Here is a 20,168-nt window from a genome sequence, read left to right on the forward strand (position 1 = left end):
GGCCGACCGCGCGAACGGCTGCCGAGACAGGCCGGCGGCGCCGATCGCCCCCTTCTGTTCCAGCGCATCTACCTCGACGCCACCCGAGACGAAAGCCACTACCCAGAGTAACCAAAAGGCGGTCCGGAGAACTTCCTCCGGCCCGCCTTTTCGTGCGCCCGTGGTGCTACGCGTGGTGCGAAGCCGCAGGGAGCCAAAGAAAGGCGAGGCAACCCGAGAAGGCGTTTCGGCAGGCAGAGACAGCAGAGAAACCAGGGGTCGGAACGTGAAGGCCACTTCTAATCCAAGGCCGCAGGTTCGAATCCTGCCGGGCGCACCCTCAGGATGCGGCGCTGGCCTGCTGCTTCCCGCTCCCCTTCCGAACCTGTCTCAGCCACCTCCGCGGATGAATGGGCCCCGCGTGAGCCGAGGTGAGCCCGCCCCTACGCCGCCGCCATGGTGGCCGCGCCGTGGCGAAGGTCACGTAGACGGCGCGGCGGAGGACCAACCCGCTCGACCAGTCGTTCGAACTAGTCGGACGACCCGGTCGGTTCCACCCCCGTACCGATCGCCTTGGTCACGACCTGCCGAACGAGACCGATCTTCATTTCGTCGCGCTGGTCACCACCTGTTTGGCAGCCCGCGTTGCCAGCTTTCCACCCCTGAACCGGATTTCCCGTACGCCGGCGGTGGGCGTCCGGGCGATAAAGGGCGGGCCGGTATCGCGGGCTCTCCGCGATACTGGCCCGCGTGGACGAAATTCAGGTCGTGGTCGCTCACTCCGAGCGGGTGACGCTGCGCGTCGGCGACGTCTTCCTCAAGGTGGACGCCGACCCGGCGCGCCTGGACGCCGAGGCCGAGGCGATGGCGGCGGCGCCGATCCCGACGGCCCCGATCCTGTGGCGCAAACCGTCGGTGATAGCGCTCGGCGCCCTCCCCGGCGAGGCCCTCGGCCGCCTCGGCGAACCGTCGCCGGCCTCGCCCGCGGCCTGGGCCGCCGCGGGTGCCGCCACCCGTACCCTGCACGACGCGCCGCTGCCCGCGCGCCCCGGCCGCAGCGCCGACGCGCTGGTCCGGGCGGAGCTGGAAGCCGAGTGCGAACTGCTCGTCGGGAACGGCATCCTCCCCGCCGGCCTGGTCGCCCGCAACCGTGCGGTCGCCGAGGCCGCCTTCCGCCCGTTCGCCCCGGCGTTCACCCACGGCGACCTCCAGATCACCCACGTCTTCACCGACGGCGATCGGGTCACCGGCGTGCTCGACTGGTCCGAGGCCGGCCGTGGCGACCCGATGTTCGACCTCGCCACGCTGACGCTGGGCCACGAGGACCGCCTCGCCGACGTCCTCGCCGGCTACGGCCCCGCCGCCGACCCGGCCGCCATCCGCGCCTGGTGGTCCCTCCGCAGCCTCCTCAACGTCCGCTGGCTCGCCGAACACGGCTTCGACCCGTTCGCCCCGGGCTGCGAGGTCGACGTCCTCAAATCTCGCATGTAAGGGGTGGCGGTATCACCAGCGCGCCGGGCGCGGTGATGCGCGGCACGGTGCTCCGGTATTCGCCCGCGCCACCGACGGCGCGCTGTGGCAGGACTACTGGGCCAACGGCGAGTGGACCTGGCAGGACCTCGGCGGGGGCATCAGCTGAGCGCGGTCGGATAACCGGTGGAGAGAGTGGAACCAGGGTCTTCCCGTCCACCGGGGACGGCCCACCGTTGACGGCCTCGACGCGGCCGCGAAGCCGACCGCGACGGCCGCCGGACCGAGTCCGGACCGGCGGCCGTCGCGGTTGGCGTCCGGTGCCGACGGGAGAACACCCGGCGCTTCGTCAGGCATAGGCGCCGCGCCGGGCCGCGATCCCGGCGACCAGGACTCGCAGACCCTCCTCGAAGACCGCGTCGTTGTCGCCGACCTCCCGAACCGCCGCGGCCAGGGTGGGGGTGGCGCGGAGGAAACCCGCGTCGGTCGACGGCTGCCGCCCCTCGGCCACGTGTTCGGCCAGGGCCTGCTCGTCCAGCACGAAACCGGTGACGAAGCGGGTCAGGGTACCGATGGCGAGCAGCGCCTGTCCGGGCGTGAACCCGGCCGCCACGAGCGCGTTCAACTCGCTCTCGAACTTCTCGACCAGCTCCGGACCGGTGCGGGTGCCGGCCACGAGCCGGGCGGCATCCCGGTGGGACAGCAGAACCTGACGGCGTTCGCGGCCCCGCCGGGTCAGCCACCGCTGCCAGGACTCACCGGCACGGGGCGGCCCGAAGTCCTGCCGCGCCTGGAGCAGTTGCGCCATCTCCTCGAGCAGTGCCCCCTTGCTCGGGAAGTGCCAGTAGAGCGCGGGGTTCTTCACGTTGAGGCGCTCGGCCAGCCGGCGCATGGTCAGGCCGTCGAGTCCGACCTCGTCGAGCAGATCCAGCGCCGCGCCGATGATTGCCGCCCGGTCCACGTACCCCCTCCATCCAGCCGGAGTCACTTGACAGCTTAGCAACGCTAAGCCATGGTTCAAGGCAACCATTTAGCGTTGCTAAGGAGCGTGCATGACAACCGCCTCGCGCCCGACCCGGGCCCTGCTCGCCTGCGGCCTGGCCGCGCCGCTGTTCGTCGCGGTGGTCTTCGTCGAGGACGCGCTGCGCCCCGACTACCGATCCGTGGACCACTTCATCAGCGAACTCAGCCTCGGGCCGTGGGGCTGGACCCAGCAGGCGAACTTCGTCGGGACCGGGCTGCTGCTGCTGACCTTCGCCGTCGGCCTGCGGCGGGCCCTGGCCGGCGGGCGAGGCGCCCGCTCGGCGCCGGTCCTGGCGGCCGTCTGCGGCCTCGCACTGATCACAGCCGGCGTCTTCACCATGGATCCCACGCCGAGCTACCACCCGGACGGCCCGGTCCCGGACGAGCCGACGCCGCACGGCACGATCCACGGCTTCATGCCGTTCGCTCTCTACCTGGCGCTCGCGGCGCTCGCCTGCGTACTCGGCCGCCGCTTCGCCGCCGAACCGAGCCGGCGCGGCTGGATGTGGTATTCCCTCGTCACCGCGGTTGCCGCCCCGGGGACCTTCTCGATCAGCGCCACCCAGTACGACTTCCAGACCCAGACCGGCCACGACCACGGCCTGTGGAACCGGGTCAGCCTCGTCATCGGCCTCGGTTGGCTGGGCCTGGTCGCACTCCGCCTGATGCTGGACGCGGCCGAGGCGCGGCACGCACCGGGCCGGTTAGAGGCGCCCGTCGACCGGCTCGCAACACGGCGCTGACCCGTGGCGTGCCCCGCGGAGCGAAGCTGCCAGCCGGGTTCGACTCGCCGGACGCTGGCCGCTTGTACCACTGATCGACAGTGCCGGCGCCCGTACCGTGGTCACCGGCGATCGCACCGCCATCTCGCGCGCCAGAGCCGTGGCGGCCGCACCCATTCGGCCACGGGGCTTCGACCTGGCCCAGCAGCGATCGAGAGGAGTTCACGTGCGACCAACACTACGGCCGGGGCTGACCGCGCGAATGCGGTACCAGGTGCCGACCAGGCGCACCGTCCCGCACCTGCTGCCGGAGTCGGCGGAGTTCGCCGCGCTACCAGAGGTCCTGGCGACCGGGTACCTCGTCGGTCTGGTGGAGTGGGCCTGTATACGGGCGGTACACGACCATCTGGACGCCGGTGAGCAGACCCTCGGCGTCCACGTGGACCTCAGCCACGAGGCTCCCACCCCGGCGGGCGACGTGCTCACCATCGAGGTGGAACTCACCGCGGTCGAGGGCCGGCGGCTGACCTTCACCGCCCGGGTGACCGACGACGTGGCCGTCGTGTGCCGCGGCAGCCATCAGCGAGCGGTCATCGATCGGAAGCGCTTCGAGAGCAAGCTCAGCGCCCGCGCTCATGATCCGCAGCGTGCGGCGGAGAACTCCGGGACCTGATCCGTCTCGTGCGGAGGGTCGGCTGACGGATCGGCTGCCGGATGCTCCTCGTACCGCTGAGGACCACCCGGCAGCGGTCGGCGTGGCCGGCCGAAGGTGGAGCGACCGTGATACGTCCCCCTCGGCCGGACGGCGTCGCCGGTCACCCGCGGCTCACCGACGGGGTCGTCGCCCGTCGGCTCGGATCCGGCTGCGGCGCGCGACGGCGCGGCGCGCCGGCGGCGGCGAGCGGGACCGTGGCGAGCACCAGCGCGCAACCCGCGAGTTGCGGCACGTCGGGGTTCTCGCCGAGCACCAGCGCGCCCAGCGCCAGCGCGCCGACCGGGGTCAGCAGCAGGAGTACGGCGGAGGTGCGGCTGGGTAGTCGGGCGGAGGCGCTCGCCACCAGCAGCCAGCCGATGACCTGCCCGCTCACCGACAGGGCGAGCAGCCAACCGAGCGTGGCCGGATCGGGACCGAACCGGATGCCCTGCCAGGCCGAGCCGGCGAGCAGTGAGGTCAGCGCCGAGGCGAGGGTGACGTGCAGCATCGCGTGTGCGCCCCCGCCCCCGCCGCTGCCACGGCGGAGCAGGTAGAGGAACCCGGCGTAGCAGAGCGCGGCCACGGCGGCGTGCCAGAGACCGGCCGTCGGGTCGTCGCCGGTAGCACCGCCGAGGACGCCGCCGGTGAGCGCGACGCCGAGCAGCAGCGGCGGGATCAGCAGCAGGAACTGGCCGGGAACCGGTTCCCGGTCGACCAGCCAGGCGATCAGCGGGACCAGCACGACCTGCAGGTTGACCACGACGGTGGACGGTCCGGCGCCGAGTTCGGCGACCGCCGGTGTCCAGAAGAGCATGTCGCCGGCGAGCAGTGCGCCCGCCACCCAGGCGAGCACCCGGCTGCCGGCGCGGGTCGCCCGACGCTCTCCGGACTCCAGCCGGGCGAGCGCGGCCAGGAAGGGCAGCGCGAGGACGCTGCGGTAGAAGGAAACCGTGCCCGGTGTGGTGTGCGCGAGCCCGATGAAGACCCCGGACGCGGAGACGCACAGGGCACCGGCGGCTGTGCTGGTCGCGGGATGATGGGCCAGGAACGCCCCCGCCCGGTGGCGCGTGCTCATCGCCCGGCCGTGCGGGCGCCGGCCCGGTCGAACGCGGCCACCTGTCGGAACCGCCCATCCTCGACAACCTTGAGGAAGGTACCGGTGGCCAGGTTGTCACCGTTGGTGTCCCACCGGGTCGGCTCGGCGTACCCGATCCCTCGGTACTCGATGTCGCGGATGGCCGCCAGCGTGCCGGCCCGGTCGGCACGGCCCGACGCGGCCACCGCCGCGAGCACCAGCCGTGTCGCGTCGTACGCGTTGACCGCGTAGTTGCCGATCGGCCCGTACGTCCGCTCGTAGTCGCGGGCGAACGCGGCCGATCCGGGCACCTGGCCGACGTCCGGCGAGGCCGCGAGCACCAGGGTGCCCTCGCCCCGCGCCGCCGCCTCGGCGGCGGGTTGCAGGAACGCGTGGCGGTCCCAGCAGCCGTCCCCGGTGGCGAAGAGCAGGTCGCGGCCGGCGCGGCGCAGTGCGGTGACGATCGGCGCGCCCTCGAAGGTGCCGCCGTAGAAGACGACATCGACGTCCCGGGGAAGCCGCTCGACCAGAGCGTCGACGTTGCGTTCCCCCTCGGTGACCGTGTACCGGGCGACGACCCGACCGCCGGTCGCGGCGAACGCCCGGACGAACTGCTCGGTCATGCTCTCGCCGTAGGTGGTGGCCGTCCGGACCACGACGGCCCGGCTCTTGCCGAGCCCTTCGCGCAACTCGACGGCGAGCGCGTGGGCGGTACGGTCGTCCCGGTTGGTCAGCCGGAACACGTTTTCCCAGCCGCGCCCGGTGAGCGCCGGGTTGGACACGATGGGATTGACCAGCGCCAGCCCGGCGTCGTGGTAGACCGGTGCGGTCCGCAGCGCCACGTCGCTGTTGTACGGTCCGACGACCGCGACCACGCCGCCGCGGCCGGCGAACGCCCGCGCCACCTCGACCCCGGTCTCCGGCCGGCCCGCGTCGTCCAGCACGACGGCGCCCACCGGGGCCCCGTGCACCCGGCCACGCGCGTTGACTTCGTCCACCGCGAGCCGGGCGGCCTGCACCATCTCCCGCCCCAGGTGGGCGGAGCGGCCGCTCAGCGGGCCGGTAATTCCCACCTCGACCGGGAATCGGTCCGTGTCTCGCATGTCGAGTCCCCCTTCTCCGCGAACAGATACCGGCGTTGACTCTTTCCCGGCGGCGCGATCAAAATCATCAGACTTGGACGCCACGTCGATAAGGAGCACTGATGCTCGACGTGCGTAGGCTGGTGGTGCTGCGGGAGATCGAGCGGTGCGGCTCCTTCACCGCGGCCGCCCGTTCCCTCGGCTACAGCCAGTCCGCGGTCTCCCAGCAGATCGCGGCCCTCGAACGGGAGACCGCCACCACGCTGGTACGCCGGCGACGGGGCCAGGTGGGGCTGACCGACGCGGGCCGTGCTCTGGTCGTACGCACCGAGAACATCCTCGCGGAACTGGCGGCCGCGCAGGCGGACCTCCGCGCGCTCGCCGCCGGCCAGGCCGGAGTGCTGCGGCTGGCCATGTTCGCGACGGCCGCCGCCACGTTCGTTCCCGACGCCGCCGCGCGTCTGCGAGCCCGGTGTCCCGGCGTCGAGCTGCGACTGGAGCTGATCGAGTTGCCCGACGAGGCGACCGCCGCCGTGACGGCCGGCGAGGTCGACCTGGCCCTGCTCGTGCAGCCCGGAGACCGCCGTTCCCGGGACCGACCCGGACTGTCGACCCAGCACCTGTTCGACGATCCGCTCCTCGCCGTCCTGCCGGCCGACCACCCGCACGCCACACGGGATCACGTCGACCTGGCGGACCTGGCCGACGAGCCCTGGCTCGTACCCGGTGGGCCGGGCTGCCCGGACGCGGCCCTGCTGCTGCGGGCCTGCCGGGCGGCAGGGTTCGAACCCCGACCGGCGGTGGACCTCACCACCGACGACTACGGCGCGGTACGGGCGATGGCCGCCGCGGGCCTCGGGGTCAGCGTGCTGCCCCGACTCGCCCTGCTTTCGCCCGGCTCCGAGGTCGCGGTCCGGCCGCTGCGTCCCCGGCGCCACCGACGGGTGGTCGCCGTACACCGCACCGGGCACCTCGCGCCGGCCGCGGAGACGATGATCGAGGTGATGCGAGAGGCCGCGAACCGGGGGGCCGGTCCCGGTCCGCGAGCCGATGGTGACGTCAGTCCGCGACGGCGCGCTGGCGGGTGAGGTGAGGGGGGCCGGCCGCCGGATCGGCGGCGACGAGCGCCCTACCGGTGGGTGTGTCCTGGTTCCGGTACTCGGCGACGTGGCCCTCGTAGAGGACGGTGCCCCCGTGCCTACCGGGTCCGGGGCCGAGGTCGATGAGCCAGTCGGCCTGGCGGATGACGTCCAGGTTGTGTTCGATGACGACGACGGTGTGCCCCTGGTCGACAAGGTCGTCGAGCACGTGGAGCAGGGTGTCGATGTCGCTCGGGTGCAGCCCCGTGGTGGGCTCGTCGAGCACGTAGGTACTGGGTTGTGCCGCCTCGCGGAGCTCTTTCGCGATCTTGACCCGCTGGCACTCCCCGCCGGAGAGCGTGCTCAGGGACTGACCCAGCCGGAGATAGCCGAGACCGACGTCGGCGAGGTGCCGGAGCGCACGGGCGATCTGCCGGTCGGGTAGCCGGTCGACGGCCTGCTCCACGGTAAGATCATCTACGTCGGCGATCGACAGCCCGTTGACGGTGTAGCCGAGGACCTCGGGCGTGAAGCGCTTACCCTGGCAGGTTTCGCAGATCACCTCCTGCCCGTCCATGAACGCCAGGTCGGTGTAGATGACGCCGAGCCCCTTGCAGTCGGGGCAGGCGCCCGCGGAATTCGCGCTGAACAGGCTGGCCGGAACGCGGTGCCGCTCGGCGAACACCCTGCGTATCGCGGGTGCGATGCCGGTGTAGGTGATCGGGGTGGAGCGCCGGTTGGTGCCGACCGGGCTCTGGTCGATGACGGTCGCGGGGTGCTGGGCCACCAGTTCGGCGGCGAGGCTGGACTTGCCGGAGCCGGCGACCCCGGTGAGGACGGTCATCACACCGGTGGGGACGTTCACGCTCACGTGCCGCAGGTTGTTGCGGGTGGCGTCGGCGACGAGGAGCTTGCCCGTCCCGGGGCGCGGGTCCCGCTTCACCGTACGGTGCCGGGCCAGCGCCCGGCCCGTCGGGCTGTCGGCGTGCCGCAGCGCGGCGAACGTGCCCTGGAACACGAGGCGGCCACCGTGGGCGCCGGCACCGGGCCCGATCTCGACGACCTGGTCCGCGCGGGCCATGACAGCGGGGTCGTGCTCGACGACGAGGAGGGTGTTCCCGCGGTCGCGCAGCTGCTCCAGCAGCCGGATCATGGGCTCGACGTCGGCCGGGTGGAGCCCGACGGTCGGCTCGTCGACGATGTAGGTCATCTCGATCAGACTGGAGCCGAGGTGCTTGACCATCTTGATCCGTTGCGACTCCCCGCCGGACAGGGTGGTGGTCGCGCGGGACAGGGAGAGGTAGCCGAGCCCGATCCTGGTCATCGCGTCGAGTCGGGCGCTCAGCGCCGCGACGACCGGCGCGACGTGGGCGGCGGTGATGGCCCGGACGAGTACGGCCAGCTCCGCGACCTCCAGGCGGGACAGCTCGCCTATCGTGTGGCCGAGCACGGTGGCCCTTCGCGACGCCTCCTTGAGCCGGTCGCCGCGGCACTCCGGGCAGACGTCCGAGCGGGTGAACTGGCGGATGGTCTCCTGCTTGCGCTCGGACAGGTTGTCGGAGGTGTGCAGATAGATCCGCTCGAACCGCTGGACGACGCCCTCGTAGTCCTTCGGCAGTTCGCGTCCTATCTTCCGGGCCGCCTCGCCGCCGTACAGCAGGGCCTCCCGTTCCACCTGGCTCCAGTCCCGCAGCGGGGTGTCGCGGTCGAAGCCGCCGATGTCGGCGTACTGGGAGTGCCAGTAGCCGCCGACGCCGAACCCGGGCAGCCGGATCGCCCCCTGGTCCAGGGACCTGTCCAGGTCGAGGAATCGGTCGACCGCCGTCACCAGCACCTCGCCGAGGCCGGAGCAGGTCGGGCACATGCCGGCCGGGTCGTTGAAGGAGAAGTGGTTCGACTCGCCCACGTGTGGGCTGCTCAGCCGGGAAAAGATCAACCGCAGGTAGGTCCAGGCGTCGGTGATCGTGCCGACCGTCGAGCGGGCGTTGCCGCCGATCCGGCGCTGGTCGATCACGATCACCGGCGACAGCCCGCCGATCTGCTCGACGGCCGGCCGGGTCCACTTCGGCAGCCGGTTCCTGGCGAACGGCGGGAAGGTTTCGTTGAGCTGGGCTCCGGCCTCGGCGGCGATCGTGTCGAACACCAGGGACGACTTACCCGATCCGGACACGCCCACGAACACCACCAGTCGGTTTCGTGGGACATCGACGTCCAAGCCGGCCAGGTTGTTCACTCGGGCGCCTCGAATGCTGATGCTGCGCTTGTCCATGATCCCGACGCTAGGCGCAGATGTGGCCGGATCCTGGCCGCAATCGGGGTGAGAATGACGTCGTGGCGGATGTGACCGAACGGATGCTGGCCCTGCTGTCGACCCTGCAGACCGGCCGCTCGTTCCGCGGCGACGAGCTGGCCCGACGCCTCGCGGTCAGCCCGCGGACCCTGCGTCGGGACGTCGAGCGGCTCCGTGGCTACGGATATCCGGTCGACACCCAGCCGGGACCCGGCGGTTACTACCGGCTCGCCGCCGGTCGCACGATGCCCCCACTCGTCCTCGACGACGACGAGGCGGTGGCCACCCTGCTCGGACTGGCTCTCCTCGCGGCCACCGGACCGGCCCGGTACGGCGGACTCGACGAGGCCGCGACCCGGACCTACGGCAAGCTCGACCAGTTCCTCCCCGCCAGGCTGCGTCCCCGCGTCGCCTCCATCCGGGCGAGCCTGGAGACAAGCCCGCACGAGACCCCGCTCGTGACCGCCGAGCGACTCGGCCTCGTCGCCGACGCGATCGCCGATCGCGAGATCGTGACGTTCGGCTACACCGACGCGCGCGGCGAGCCCAGCCGGCGGCGGGTCGAGCCGTACCGGCAGGTTCACCACCTCCTGCGCTGGTACCTCCTGGCCTGGGACATCGATCGCGCGGACTGGCGGGTGTTCCGCCTCGACCGCCTCAGCGATCCGGTCCGGACCGGGAACCGCTACGCCCCGCGACCGCTTCCGGCCGAGTCGGCCCTGGAGTACCTACGTCGCGGCCTCGACAAGGCCAGACAGCGTGTCACCCTGGTCATCGAGGCTCCGGCACCACGCGTCCTCGACGCGCTGAGATACCAGGATGCCGAGATCGATGCCGTCGGCGACCAGCAGGTCCGCGTCACCCTCGCGCTCGACTCCTGGCAATGGCTGGTGCTCAACCTCGCCTTCCTGGACGCCGACTTCACGATCAGCGGGCCACCCGAACTCACCCGGGCGTGCCACCGCTTCGCCCGGCGGCTGCTCGACGCGACCTCGGAACCGATCGACCCCCCGCCGCCCCGGGACGCCGGCGTGCGGAGAGTCACCGACGACTGACGCCGGGCCACGGACCGCCCGACCCGGAAGATCACGAGACCATCGGCGTGGCGTCCGGTCAGGTGTGGACGTCCCGTCGATCAGCTTCCGAGGCGGTCAGCGCCAGTCGATCATGACGGCGCCCGGGCCCAGGACCGCGAGGTCACCGGTGCGTTCGATCTTCTGCGGCGTCGAACCGGGCTTGGTCGCCGCCACGTAGAGGTCCTTCGCCTCGCCCTGGCTGGAGACGAAGACGAACCGCTGGCCGTCGGGCGAGATGACCTCGCCCAGGTTCTCGTGGTCGTTCTCGGGCAGGAGCGGGTCGCTGGCACCGGCGGGCCGGTTGTCGGGCAGGTCCTCGCCCCGCGCGGTGGTGTCCACCGTGTAGAAGTTGCTCGTCGAATTGCCGCAGAGCAGGGTGTGGTTGTCGGTCCACCCGACGACCTCGTCGCAGTGGATGAACCGCGCGTTCTTCGCCGTCTCGTCGGCGGGCATCCCAGACTGGGTCGGGGTGTCGAGGACGTTGTTGTCGAGCCCCTCCGCCCATGCGATCATCCGGCGCCCGTCCGGGGTGACGTGGACGGAATCGGCGAGGACGCCTCGGGCGGGCGAGCCCAGCACATTGAGCGGCAGGTCCGGATAGAAATCGCCGGACCACTGGTTCGTCAGCCTGTGGTCGCCCGCGACGGCCCGGCTCGCGATGTGCCCGGTGCCGAACGACGTGCCCTCTCCCTCGAAATAGGTGAACCACACGCTGTCGCCATCGGGGGCGAAGACCGCGTTGCGCTCGTGTGGGGTGAGGCCGAAGCCCTGGTCGGGCCCGGTCAGGTCGGTGAGCTTTCCCGATCGGTCGACGTAGCCGACATGGGTGGCGCCGGTCGCCCGATCCTGGACGACCACCGCCACCCTGGTGAAGTCCCGGTCGAAGACCGACCTGATCCGGACCAGCGCGCTGGTGTTGTCGGGGCTGATCGGCGCGTCCCCCAGGGGATCGGGGGCGCAGAGGTCAGCCAGGCCGGTCACGGTCTGCGACCCCGAGTCCTCGGCCCGGTCGATCTTGACGGTGTTCGGCAGGCTGAACTCGGCGTGCGCCTCGTGCCTCCAGTTCCGCGGATTCCATCCGTCGACCTGGAGCAGGCCGCCACCTCCGCTGCCCGGCGAGCAGACGGCGGAGACGAGCAGGTCCTGCCGCTTGAAGTCGCCGCCGACCGCCTCGGCACCGCTCGGCGTACCGCCGCTCCCGGCATCGTCACCCGGGGATCCGCAGGCCGTCAGGCTGACGACCGTACACGCCGCGAGGAGTACCGCCCCGGCCCTGGCGCAGATCCCCGACGCCACTGCGGCTGTGCTGGTCATTGTGGTCTGCCCCAAACTGAATCGATTCCGGTAACCGCCGAATGGTCGACGAGATGATCGCCGGTCCGCCACTCCGGCACAATGGGAGAACGTGCCAGGGCATCCGCCGACGGACCCTGGTCCGGGAGTACCGGCCGGGACAGAGCCCCCGCACGCCCCGACGGCCTGGGCCGAAGGTTCTACGCTCGGCGCATGGACGGCCGTCCGGTCGCGATCGTCGGCTACGACGACGCGGAGCTACTCGACATCGCCTGCCTCACCACGTGCCTGGGAATGGCGAACATGATCGGCAGACCGCGCACGCCGTACCAGGTCACGGTGGTCAGCCCGGGGCGACGGGTGATCACCTGCTCGTCCGGTGTGGAGCTGCGGAGCGGGCAGGCCCTGGAACGGGTCACCGGCCCGCTCGACACGCTGATCGTCTCGGGCGGCCTCGGCCACGCCCGGGCCGCCGCGAATCCGCTGCTCGTCGCGCACGTCCAGCGGCTCGCCCGGATCAGCCGGCGGGTCGCGTCGGTCTGCACCGGGGCCACCGTACTGGCCGCCGCGGGCCTGCTCGACGGCCGCCGCGCCACCACCCACTGGCGCTTCGCCGGCGTGCTCGCCGCCGACTATCCCAGAATCGAGGTCGATCCGGGTCCGATCTTCGTACGGGACGGCAACGTCTCCACCGCGGCAGGCGTCACCAGCGCGTTGGACCTGGCCCTGGCCTTCGTGGAAGAGGACCACGGCGTCCAGCTCGCCCGGCTGGTCGCCCGGGACCTGGTGGCGTACCTGCAGCGTCCGGGGAACCAGGCGCAGGTGAGCATGTTCGTCGCGGCGCCACCGGGCGAGCACGACACGGTACGGCGGGTGGTCGACCACGTGACGGCGAACCTGGACGGCGACGTCGGTACGGTCGCGCTGGCCGCCGTGGCCGGGATGAGCCCACGCCACCTCAACCGGCTCTTCCTCACCCACCTCGGCCAGACGCCGGGGCGCTTCGTCCGCGACGCCCGTACGGCCGCCGCCGCCCACCTCGTCGTCACCACCTCGCTGCCGCTGCCGGCCGTGGCGGCCCGCTGCGGATTCGGCTCGGCCGAGACGCTGCGGCTGGCCTTCGTCCGCCGCTACGGCGTGCCGCCCTCGCGGTACCGGGCGCTCCACCGGGCATCCGCCGGTACCGGCGACGCCTGACCGGGGAGCACCCGACCCGGCGGCGGGTGACCTCGGGGCGCCTGCCCCGGCGCTGCCTGACCTCGGGCGTCCGACCCGGCGACGCCCCCGCGATCACGTTCCTGGGGCGGAAAACAGCAGGTCGGAGGCGGGATCGCGGACCCGGGCCGAAGGTACCGACCCCGCCGCCGATCATCGTCCAACATCGCCCGTCGGCTGGTGACCAACCGCTTTGGGGCGTTATGCTGAGGCGCTGGATTCGCCCAGCCGGCAACCTGGAGAGCGAACCCTTATCGGCGCGACTCGACCGTGTGATGCCTGCCGGGGTGCCCAACCGACGCCGCTTCGCCAGGGCGCGAGGAATACGGGAGGGTGCAGGTGTCACAGGAACGGCCGACCCGGTGGGACGTCTCCCTCGACGGCCGGAACCTGGCGGTGGAGACATCGGGCGACCGACAGGGCTTTCCCGTCTTCCTGTTGCACGGCACCCCGGGCAGCCGCAGCGGCCCGAAGCCACGGGGGATCGTCCTCTACCGCCTGGGCGTCCGGCTCGTCTGCTACGACCGTCCGGGCTACGGCGGTTCCGACCGGCACGAGGGACGCCAGGTCGCGGACGCCGCCGCGGACGTACGGGCCATCGCCGACGCGCTGGAACTCGACCGGTTCGCCGTGGTCGGTCGCTCCGGCGGCGGGCCGCACGCGCTGGCCTGCGCGGCGTCCAACCTGCTCACCAACCGGGTCACCCGGGTCGCGGTGCTGGTCAGCCTCGCCCCCTCCGACGCCTCGGACCTGGACTGGTACGGCGGGATGACCAACTCCAACGTCGACGAGTACACCCAGGCGTCCAACGACCCACTGAGTCTGACCGGTACGTTGACCCGCCGCGCGGACACGATGCGCCGCGACCCGGAGAGCCTGGTCGATCTCCTGCGCCCCGGGCTCACCCCGGCCGACCGCAAGGTGGTCGAGGACGTCGCGATGCGCCGGTTGCTGGCGCAGAGCTACGCCGAGGCGGTCCGCCGGGGCGCCGACGGCTGGATCGACGACGCGCTGGCGCTGCGCAAGGACTGGGGCTTCGACCTCTCCTCGATCAAGGTACCGGTCCGGCTCTGGCACGGCGCCGAGGACACGTTCTCCCCGGTGGCGCACGCCCGTTGGCTCGCCTCGCGGATACCGAGCGCCGAGGTACAGGTCCAGCAGGGGGCCGGACACTTCGGCGCCATGGAGATCCTGCCGCAGATCCTGGCCTGGCTGACCGCGCCCCAGGACGCCCTGGTGGCCGCGCCGGGCACCGCCCCGGCCTGACCGGCACGCGCCCAGCCCGACCGGCGGGAGTCCGGCCCGACCGGGACCGCGCCGGCCGGACCGGCGGGAGCCCGGTCAGAACGGGTGCGGGTCGAGCACCCGGTCCAGCAGCCGCCGCTCCTGCAGCGTCTGCACGTCGGGGTGGCTGGCGCCGAGCACCGAGGCCAGCTCGCGTACATCCACCGACGACTCGTCCACGGCGTACCCGCGGTTGCCGAGCCGGAGTCGGATCAGCGCCAGGTTGGCCCCGCAGCGCAGGGTGTCCGGGTGGTGCGCGCCGAGCGCCTTGCGCATCTGGCCGATCAGCCGCTCGGCGAGCTCCAGCGCGCCGCCGATGTCGTCGGCCTCGGCCCGGCAGACCGCCAGGTTCATCACCGAGGCGAGCAGGAACGGGTGCTCCGCGTGCAGCGCCTTGGCCAGTCCGTTCGAGGCCGCCGCGGCCGAGGCGAGGGCCCGCTGCCGGTCGCCCCGGGCCCGGGCCACCACCGCCAGGTTGCTCTCGCAGACCAGCGTGTGCGGGTGTTCCGGCCCGAGGAACTGCGTGTAGGACTTCTTGACCTCCCGCAGTTCGGCGTCGGCGGCGGGCGCGTCCCCGAGCGCCAGCAGCGTCGTCGCCCGGCTGAGCCGGCAGGACAGCGTCTCGGGGTGGTCCTCGCCGAAGTGCTGTCGCAGCGTCTCGTACGTCGAGCCGAGCAGGCGGGCCGCCTCGGTCACCTCGCCGGTGCTGCGCAACGACACGGCCAGATTGCCCTGGGCGCTCAGGGTGGCCGCCGCGTTCGGTCCGCGCAGGTTGCGCAGCCCGCTCACCACGTCCCGCAGCAGCGCGACCGAGCGCTCGTAGTCGCCGGCCTCGCGCAGGTCCCGGGCGAGCATGCTGGCCGACGAGTAGGTCCAGTAGTTGTCCCGGCCGAGCACGATCCGCCGCCGTTCCAGGGTCAGCTCGTCCAGCCGCCGCGCCTCGGCGAAGTTGCCGGTGAGCCGCCAGCTCGCGGCGAGATTGTTCTGCGCGGCAAGCGTACGGGGGTAGTCCTCGCCGAACTCCAGGGCCCACGCCGCGTGGGTGCCCTGGTCGCGCTCCAGCGCCTGGCCGTAGAAGCCCAGGGCCCGCAGGTCGGCGGCGAGCCCACCCGCGGTCATCAGCGTGTCGGTGTGGGATTCGCCGAGCAGTTGGCGCTGCTGCTCCAGGGTCGCCTCGTCCAGCGCGTGCGCCTCGTCGAACCTGCCCTGCTCGCGCAGGATGTTCGCGAGGTTGAACCGCAGCCGCAGCAGCGGGGTACGCAGCGGGTGGCTGTCGGCCTCCGGGCCGGACCCGATCCGCTCCGACCAGACCTGGTCGATCCGGCGGGCCAGTTCGCCACCCTGTACGAGACCGCCGCGCAGCCAGACGTAGCGGACCCGGTCGACGAGCAGCTCCCAGAGCGCCGGGTCGTCCGATTCGAGCGCCTCACGCTGGGCGCGCTCGGTGACCTCCAGGTGCGGCCAGAGCATCTGGTACCGGGGCCAGCCGTCCGCGTCGTCGACGTCGGCCTCGGGGCGCGCCGCCGCGAGCGCGCTCAGCACCTGCTGGCGGGTGGTGCTCAGCTCGTCCGGCGCCATCCGGCCCCGGACCACGCCCTGGAGCAGTCGGTGCACCCGGATCTGCTGGGCCCGCGTGTCGAGCTTGAGCAGCGCCAGGCGGTTGATCTGCTGGATCAGCTTCGCCGCGCCCCACCGGCTCGGTACCGAGGGGTCGTAGTCGCGCAGCAGCTGACCGATGCTCCTGCTGTTGAGCAGGTCGAGCGCGATCTCCGGGGCGAGCACCGAGCAGAGCTCCAGCAGCCGGTACGCGGCCGGCGACTCCTCCCGCAGCCGGTTCAGCGACAGGTCCCAGTTGGACTCCAGCGACGCGTCGCCCTCGGCGATCTGCTCCAGGTAGGCGCCGACCGTGGTGCCGCTGGCGGCGAGCAGCGCGCCGCCGACCGCCAGGGCGATCGGCAGGTCGCCCAGCGCCTCGGCGACCCGGTCGGCGTCGTCGTCGGGGATGCCCGGTACCCGCCGCCGCAGGTGCTCGATGCTCTCCCGGCGGTGAAAGACGTCCACCGGCAGCGAGGTGGCGCTGTCGCCCCAGGTCTGGTTCCGGGAGGTGACCAGCACGTGGCCACGCACCCCCTGCGGCAGGAAGTTCTTGATCTCCTCGAACTCCTCGGCGTTGTCGAAGACCAGCAGCCAGCGCGGGTATGCCTCGCCCTTGCCCAGCGTGTCGAGCACCGCCCGCACCATGGCGGGCAGGTTCGCCTGCTCCGGCAGGCCCATCCGCTTGCCGAGGTCGCCGAGGGCGGTGTCGATGAAGAGCGCCGGGTCCGCGCCGACCCACCAGATCAGGTCGTACGCGCCGCGGAAGCGGTGCACGTACTCCAGCGCGATCTGGGTCTTGCCGACCCCGCCGAGGCCGTGCAGCACCACCAGCGGCGAGCCGCCGCTCTGGGTGAGCCGGAGCACCCGGCGCAGTTCGCGCAGGTCGTACTCCCGGCCGGTGAACTGCACGTTCGCCACCGGGGCGTTGATCAGCTCGGGGCCGGTGCCGGGGAACCGGGCGCCCCGGCCGGTCGACGGGTCCTCGGCGGGCAACCCGTCCCGCCCGATCAGCTGCAACAGCCGGTTGGCCGCCTCGACGGCGGAGAGCCCGTCGAGGAAGACCGACGAGTCGGACTGGAACTCCGCGAGCGGCCGCACGTCGTCCACGTACACCGCGAGCGGGGCGTCCGAGCCCGGCGGCTCCGGCGGGGCCAGGCTGTCCGGCGGGCTCTCCGCGTACGCTGACGAGACGATCGTGAGCGTCCGCGTCGGCAACGCCTCACGGGCCGGCGCCGTCTCCTCGGTCTCCCAGGAGTCGATCACCCTGATCCCGGCCGGCGCGAGGACCCGCTCGATCCACTCCGCCCAGACCTGGTCCCGGAGCACGTACCGCAGCACGATCTCCTCGTTGGGGACGAACTGCTTGCGCTCGAACCGGGACCGCCAGCGGGTCCGCACCGCCTCGTCCATCGCCGGCAGCGAGGTCACGGCCCCCTCGGTGATGGCCGAGGTGAGGTTCTCGTACGCCGACAGCAGCGAGCCCTTGGCGTTGGGCCGGTCCCCGAAGGTCGCCAGCGTCTCCTCGTACGCGTAGTAGGCGTGGTACGGGACCTCCACGTCGGACCAGTACCGCTGCCGCTGCTGCTCGTCCAGCCCCGAGGGCAGGTTGGCGAACCGGTGCATCGCGAGCGAGCGCCCGGCGTCGGCCTTGTCCTTCTCCGCGAGGTCGACCCGCATCGGCACCGGCAGTACGCGGATCTTGCGGGTCGCGTACGTCCCGGCGACCTCCCGCGCCACCATCGCCGCGCCGTCGATGCCCTGCTCGCTGAAGGTGAAGCAGTCGACCAGGACGTCCGGCAGGTGGATGGTGCAGATGTTGGCGACGTCGCTCAGCCCGGTCCGGCTGTCGATCAACGCGTAGTCGTAGTTGTGCTTCATGTCCGCGCGCAGCGCGTCGAAGAGGGACGCCCCGCCGAGCCGGTCGTAGAAGACGTCCCAGTCCAGCCCGCTCACGCCCGCGGCGTAATCCTGGTTCTGCCGCCCGGCCGAGAGGAAGTCGAGGCTGCCGCCGCCCGGGAAGGTGTACTTCAGGGAAAAGGCGAAGCGCTCCACCCGGGCGAATTCGGCCTCCCACCCCTCGGGGCGGGATTTGTTCTTGGTCGTCTCCGCCTCGAACGCGCGGATCATGTCGATGATCCCGCCGGTGCCGCGCAGCACGCTCGGGTCCAGGAACGGATGGAAGAACCGGTGCAAGCCGGGCGACTCCAGGTCCCAGTCCGCGACGAGCACCCGTTTCCCGCTCTCGGCGAGAATCCAGGCGACATTCGCCAACGCCATGGTCCGGCCGGTGCCGCCCTTGAACGAGTAGAACGTGACCACCTGGCCGTTACGATTCTCAGTCATCGGTTCTCTTCCGGGCCTGCGAACCATCCGACAGTTCGGTGCCGCCCAGGCGCGGGCGCCGCGTCCGTGGTTGGTCTGGGGGGAAAACGGGGGCGTTCTTCAGGTACTGGCGCCGGGCCTCGGTGACCAGCCCCGGCATGACCTGCACGAAATCCTGCAAATTGCGTACCTGCATCGTGCGCGGTCGACCGGATGCGGCAAGCATATCGGTCACGCGCTTGGCCAGCCGCGCCCCCCGCTCGGCGTTACGCGGATCCCGCGCATCGGTGACGATCAACGGAATCGCCCATTGTGGAAGTCTTTTCAGCACAGCGGCCAGGTCGTGCTCCCCCGCCGTGCCGGCGATGATCCAGGGGTCGACGAGGATGACCGCCGGCCGCCGGGCCAGCACGTCGCCGACCTCGGAGAAGCCGGTGACGTAGGTGGCCAGGCCGAGCCGTTCGGCCGTACTCGCGACGTAGCTGGCGGCCGGCAGCGCCTGGCCGGCCCCGAACGGGCGCCAGTGTTCGCTGCGCTCGGCGTAGACCGTCGGGTCGTGCGGTGCCGCCTCGTCGGCCCGGGTCGGGGCCGCCACCACCACCACGAACTCGGCGTCCAGCCGCGAGATCTCCGACACCCCGTCGAGCGGGGGCACCGAGGAGGGCGGCAGCGGGTACCGGTGCGCGACCTCCGTGATCTCCGCGGCGATCCGGCCGAGGATCTCCCGGTACTGGCTGCGGTACGAGGAGAGCATGCAGAGCGCCCGCAGCCCGTTCTCGCCGTACGCGGGAACGTCGCTGGCGAGTTCCAGCGCCTCCCGGGTCTCGGCGGTCTGGTCCCAGGAGGGCAGCGGGATCCAGAGGACCGGGGCGATGTGCCGGTACTTCTGCTCGGCCGGGGACGCCTTCAACCGCCGCCGGAACGACTCCAGCTCCCCCAGCGGCCAGGAGTTGCTGAAGTAGCCGGGCGAGTAGAGCGGTACGAAGACCTGCGCCGCGCCGAGCGCCTCGGCGAGCGCGGCCTTCCAGTCGGCGCCCATCGGCAGCCGGCCGTCGAAGAAGCCGACCGGCAGCTCCTCGGTGAGACCGATCCGGCCCCGGATCTCGGCCGAGAGGTCGTCGAAGAAGACCTTCACCCACTTGTCCGGATCCAGCCGCGGATCCTCCACCATCGGGGCCGAGTGGGCATAGCTGAGGAAGAAGTAGGTCGCCTCGCCGGTCCGCGCCGGGGTGGCGGCCGTGGCGCCGATGCTGTTCACAGGCCCTCCCGGGGGAACTTCCGGGCCAGTCCGGAGGTGTCGGTCAGCACCCGCGGCTCGACCCAGTGCGACCGGGAGAGCTGGACGATGCGTTGGGCGAGCTTCCACACGATCACGCCGTGGGTCACCTCCTGGCGCATCGAGAGCAGCCCGTACAGCCCTTCCTGCTGGTACTGCGGGACGATCGAGTCGTCCGGCGTACCCTCCGGGGAGAAGCGTTGGATCAGCCCGGTGCTGTCCGGCAGCGGCGCGGAGTCCATCGGCGACCAGCTCACCGGCAGGATGCAGCTCTCGCGGTCGGAGGAGTTCTCGTCCCGCTTGTGCACCTTGCGGCTGGCGAACGCGTCCCACTCCATCGCGCACCACTCGCTGTCCAGATAGGCCGGCGAGAGCAGGGCCACGAAGACCTGGCAGGTGCCGACCGCCTCCAACAGTTCGGCGTTCCACCGCTCGCCGCCGCGCATGGTGCGGTCCATGAAACCGGGATCGGCGCCGGTGGGGCGGCTGACGAGATGGTTCACGTGGACCGACAACTCCGCGAAGAGTTCGAGCACGTTGGCGTTGGGGTCGCGCGGGCCGACCGTGGACCGCCGGGGTGGTTTGACCACGGCGTAGCTGAGGAAGAACAGGGGGGCGAGGGGGTCCACCTGCACCCGGTCATCCGGCACCGACCACCCTCCCCGCCATCGACTGACCTCGCTTCCCAGGTT

Annotated in this window: 15 protein-coding genes; 7 read left to right on the forward strand and 8 right to left on the reverse strand. The window is 71.9% G+C overall.

The window, feature by feature from the left end; translation table 11 throughout:
- The first annotated feature begins 729 nt into the window (after nt 1-729).
- The gene (locus AB0J86_RS13395; RefSeq protein WP_363856664.1) at nt 730-1,470 is read left to right on the forward strand and encodes a phosphotransferase; all 741 of its coding nucleotides are present in this window, start codon (nt 730-732) and stop codon (nt 1,468-1,470) included.
- Between the two features lie 328 nt (nt 1,471-1,798).
- Here AB0J86_RS13395 and AB0J86_RS13400 read toward each other — a convergent pair whose 3' ends face one another.
- On the reverse strand, nt 1,799-2,410 hold the full coding sequence (locus tag AB0J86_RS13400) for a TetR/AcrR family transcriptional regulator C-terminal domain-containing protein (RefSeq protein WP_363856666.1): 612 nt from the start codon (nt 2,408-2,410) through the stop codon (nt 1,799-1,801).
- A gap of 91 nt (nt 2,411-2,501) precedes the next feature.
- Here AB0J86_RS13400 and AB0J86_RS13405 point away from each other — a divergent pair, with 91 nt between their 5' ends.
- Nucleotides 2,502-3,215, forward strand: a complete 714-nt coding sequence (locus AB0J86_RS13405; RefSeq protein WP_363856668.1) for a DUF998 domain-containing protein — start codon at nt 2,502-2,504, stop codon at nt 3,213-3,215.
- 205 nt (nt 3,216-3,420) lie between these two features.
- Nucleotides 3,421-3,867, forward strand: coding sequence for a thioesterase family protein (locus tag AB0J86_RS13410; RefSeq protein WP_363856669.1), 447 nt, complete (start codon nt 3,421-3,423; stop codon nt 3,865-3,867).
- A 142-nt stretch (nt 3,868-4,009) separates the two neighbouring features.
- Here the strand turns inward: AB0J86_RS13410 and AB0J86_RS13415 are convergent, their stop codons facing one another.
- Complete coding sequence (locus AB0J86_RS13415) at nt 4,010-4,963, reverse strand: DMT family transporter (protein ID WP_363856671.1); 954 nt, start codon at nt 4,961-4,963, stop codon at nt 4,010-4,012.
- Nucleotides 4,960-6,066 (reverse strand): branched-chain amino acid ABC transporter substrate-binding protein, encoded by a 1,107-nt coding sequence (locus AB0J86_RS13420; RefSeq protein WP_363856672.1) that lies wholly within the window; start codon nt 6,064-6,066, stop codon nt 4,960-4,962. The genes AB0J86_RS13415 and AB0J86_RS13420 overlap by 4 nt, the downstream gene beginning before the upstream one ends.
- A gap of 101 nt (nt 6,067-6,167) precedes the next feature.
- On the opposite strand from AB0J86_RS13420, the gene AB0J86_RS13425 reads away from it, so the two are divergent.
- Complete coding sequence (locus tag AB0J86_RS13425) at nt 6,168-7,133, forward strand: LysR family transcriptional regulator (protein ID WP_363856674.1); 966 nt, start codon at nt 6,168-6,170, stop codon at nt 7,131-7,133.
- Here the strand turns inward: AB0J86_RS13425 and AB0J86_RS13430 are convergent.
- Nucleotides 7,105-9,393: an excinuclease ABC subunit UvrA gene (locus AB0J86_RS13430; protein ID WP_363856676.1), complete on the reverse strand. Its 2,289-nt coding sequence runs from the start codon at nt 9,391-9,393 to the stop codon at nt 7,105-7,107. The two genes, AB0J86_RS13425 and AB0J86_RS13430, sit on opposite strands and share 29 nt — an antisense overlap.
- A 62-nt stretch (nt 9,394-9,455) precedes the next feature.
- Here AB0J86_RS13430 and AB0J86_RS13435 point away from each other — a divergent pair, with 62 nt between their 5' ends.
- Nucleotides 9,456-10,469 carry a WYL domain-containing protein gene (locus AB0J86_RS13435; RefSeq protein ID WP_363856677.1) on the forward strand — a complete coding sequence of 338 codons (1,014 nt, stop codon included), beginning with the start codon at nt 9,456-9,458 and terminating at the stop codon, nt 10,467-10,469.
- 96 nt (nt 10,470-10,565) lie between these two features.
- Here AB0J86_RS13435 and AB0J86_RS13440 read toward each other — a convergent pair whose 3' ends face one another.
- On the reverse strand, nt 10,566-11,804 hold the full coding sequence (locus AB0J86_RS13440; RefSeq protein ID WP_363856679.1) for a hypothetical protein: 1,239 nt from the start codon (nt 11,802-11,804) through the stop codon (nt 10,566-10,568).
- A 192-nt stretch (nt 11,805-11,996) separates the two neighbouring features.
- Here AB0J86_RS13440 and AB0J86_RS13445 point away from each other — a divergent pair, with 192 nt between their 5' ends.
- Together AB0J86_RS13445 and AB0J86_RS13450 are read left to right on the forward strand one after the other, a co-directional pair.
- Nucleotides 11,997-12,980: a DJ-1/PfpI family protein gene (locus AB0J86_RS13445; RefSeq protein WP_363856681.1), complete on the forward strand. Its 984-nt coding sequence runs from the start codon at nt 11,997-11,999 to the stop codon at nt 12,978-12,980.
- 408 nt (nt 12,981-13,388) lie between these two features.
- Complete coding sequence (locus AB0J86_RS13450; RefSeq protein WP_363856823.1) at nt 13,389-14,264, forward strand: alpha/beta hydrolase; 876 nt, start codon at nt 13,389-13,391, stop codon at nt 14,262-14,264.
- A gap of 75 nt (nt 14,265-14,339) precedes the next feature.
- Here the strand turns inward: AB0J86_RS13450 and fxsT are convergent, their stop codons facing one another.
- From fxsT to AB0J86_RS13465, 3 genes are read right to left on the reverse strand one after another with little or no spacing between them, the layout of a single operon-like run.
- Complete coding sequence (gene fxsT, locus AB0J86_RS13455) at nt 14,340-18,221, reverse strand: FxSxx-COOH system tetratricopeptide repeat protein (protein ID WP_363856682.1); 3,882 nt, start codon at nt 18,219-18,221, stop codon at nt 14,340-14,342.
- A complete protein-coding gene (locus tag AB0J86_RS13460; RefSeq protein ID WP_363856684.1) occupies nt 18,214-19,458 on the reverse strand; it encodes a TIR-like protein FxsC in 1,245 nt (414 codons plus the stop codon). The genes fxsT and AB0J86_RS13460 overlap by 8 nt, the downstream gene beginning before the upstream one ends.
- Entirely contained in the window at nt 19,455-20,126 is a 672-nt protein-coding gene (locus AB0J86_RS13465; RefSeq protein ID WP_363856686.1) for a TIR-like protein FxsC, read from the reverse strand. The genes AB0J86_RS13460 and AB0J86_RS13465 overlap by 4 nt, the downstream gene beginning before the upstream one ends.
- Nucleotides 20,127-20,168 lie beyond the last annotated feature (42 nt).

The sequence above is a fragment of the Micromonospora sp. NPDC049559 genome, assembly GCF_040676675.1.
In the GTDB taxonomy this organism is placed as follows: Bacteria; Actinomycetota; Actinomycetes; order Mycobacteriales; family Micromonosporaceae; genus JBFAPK01.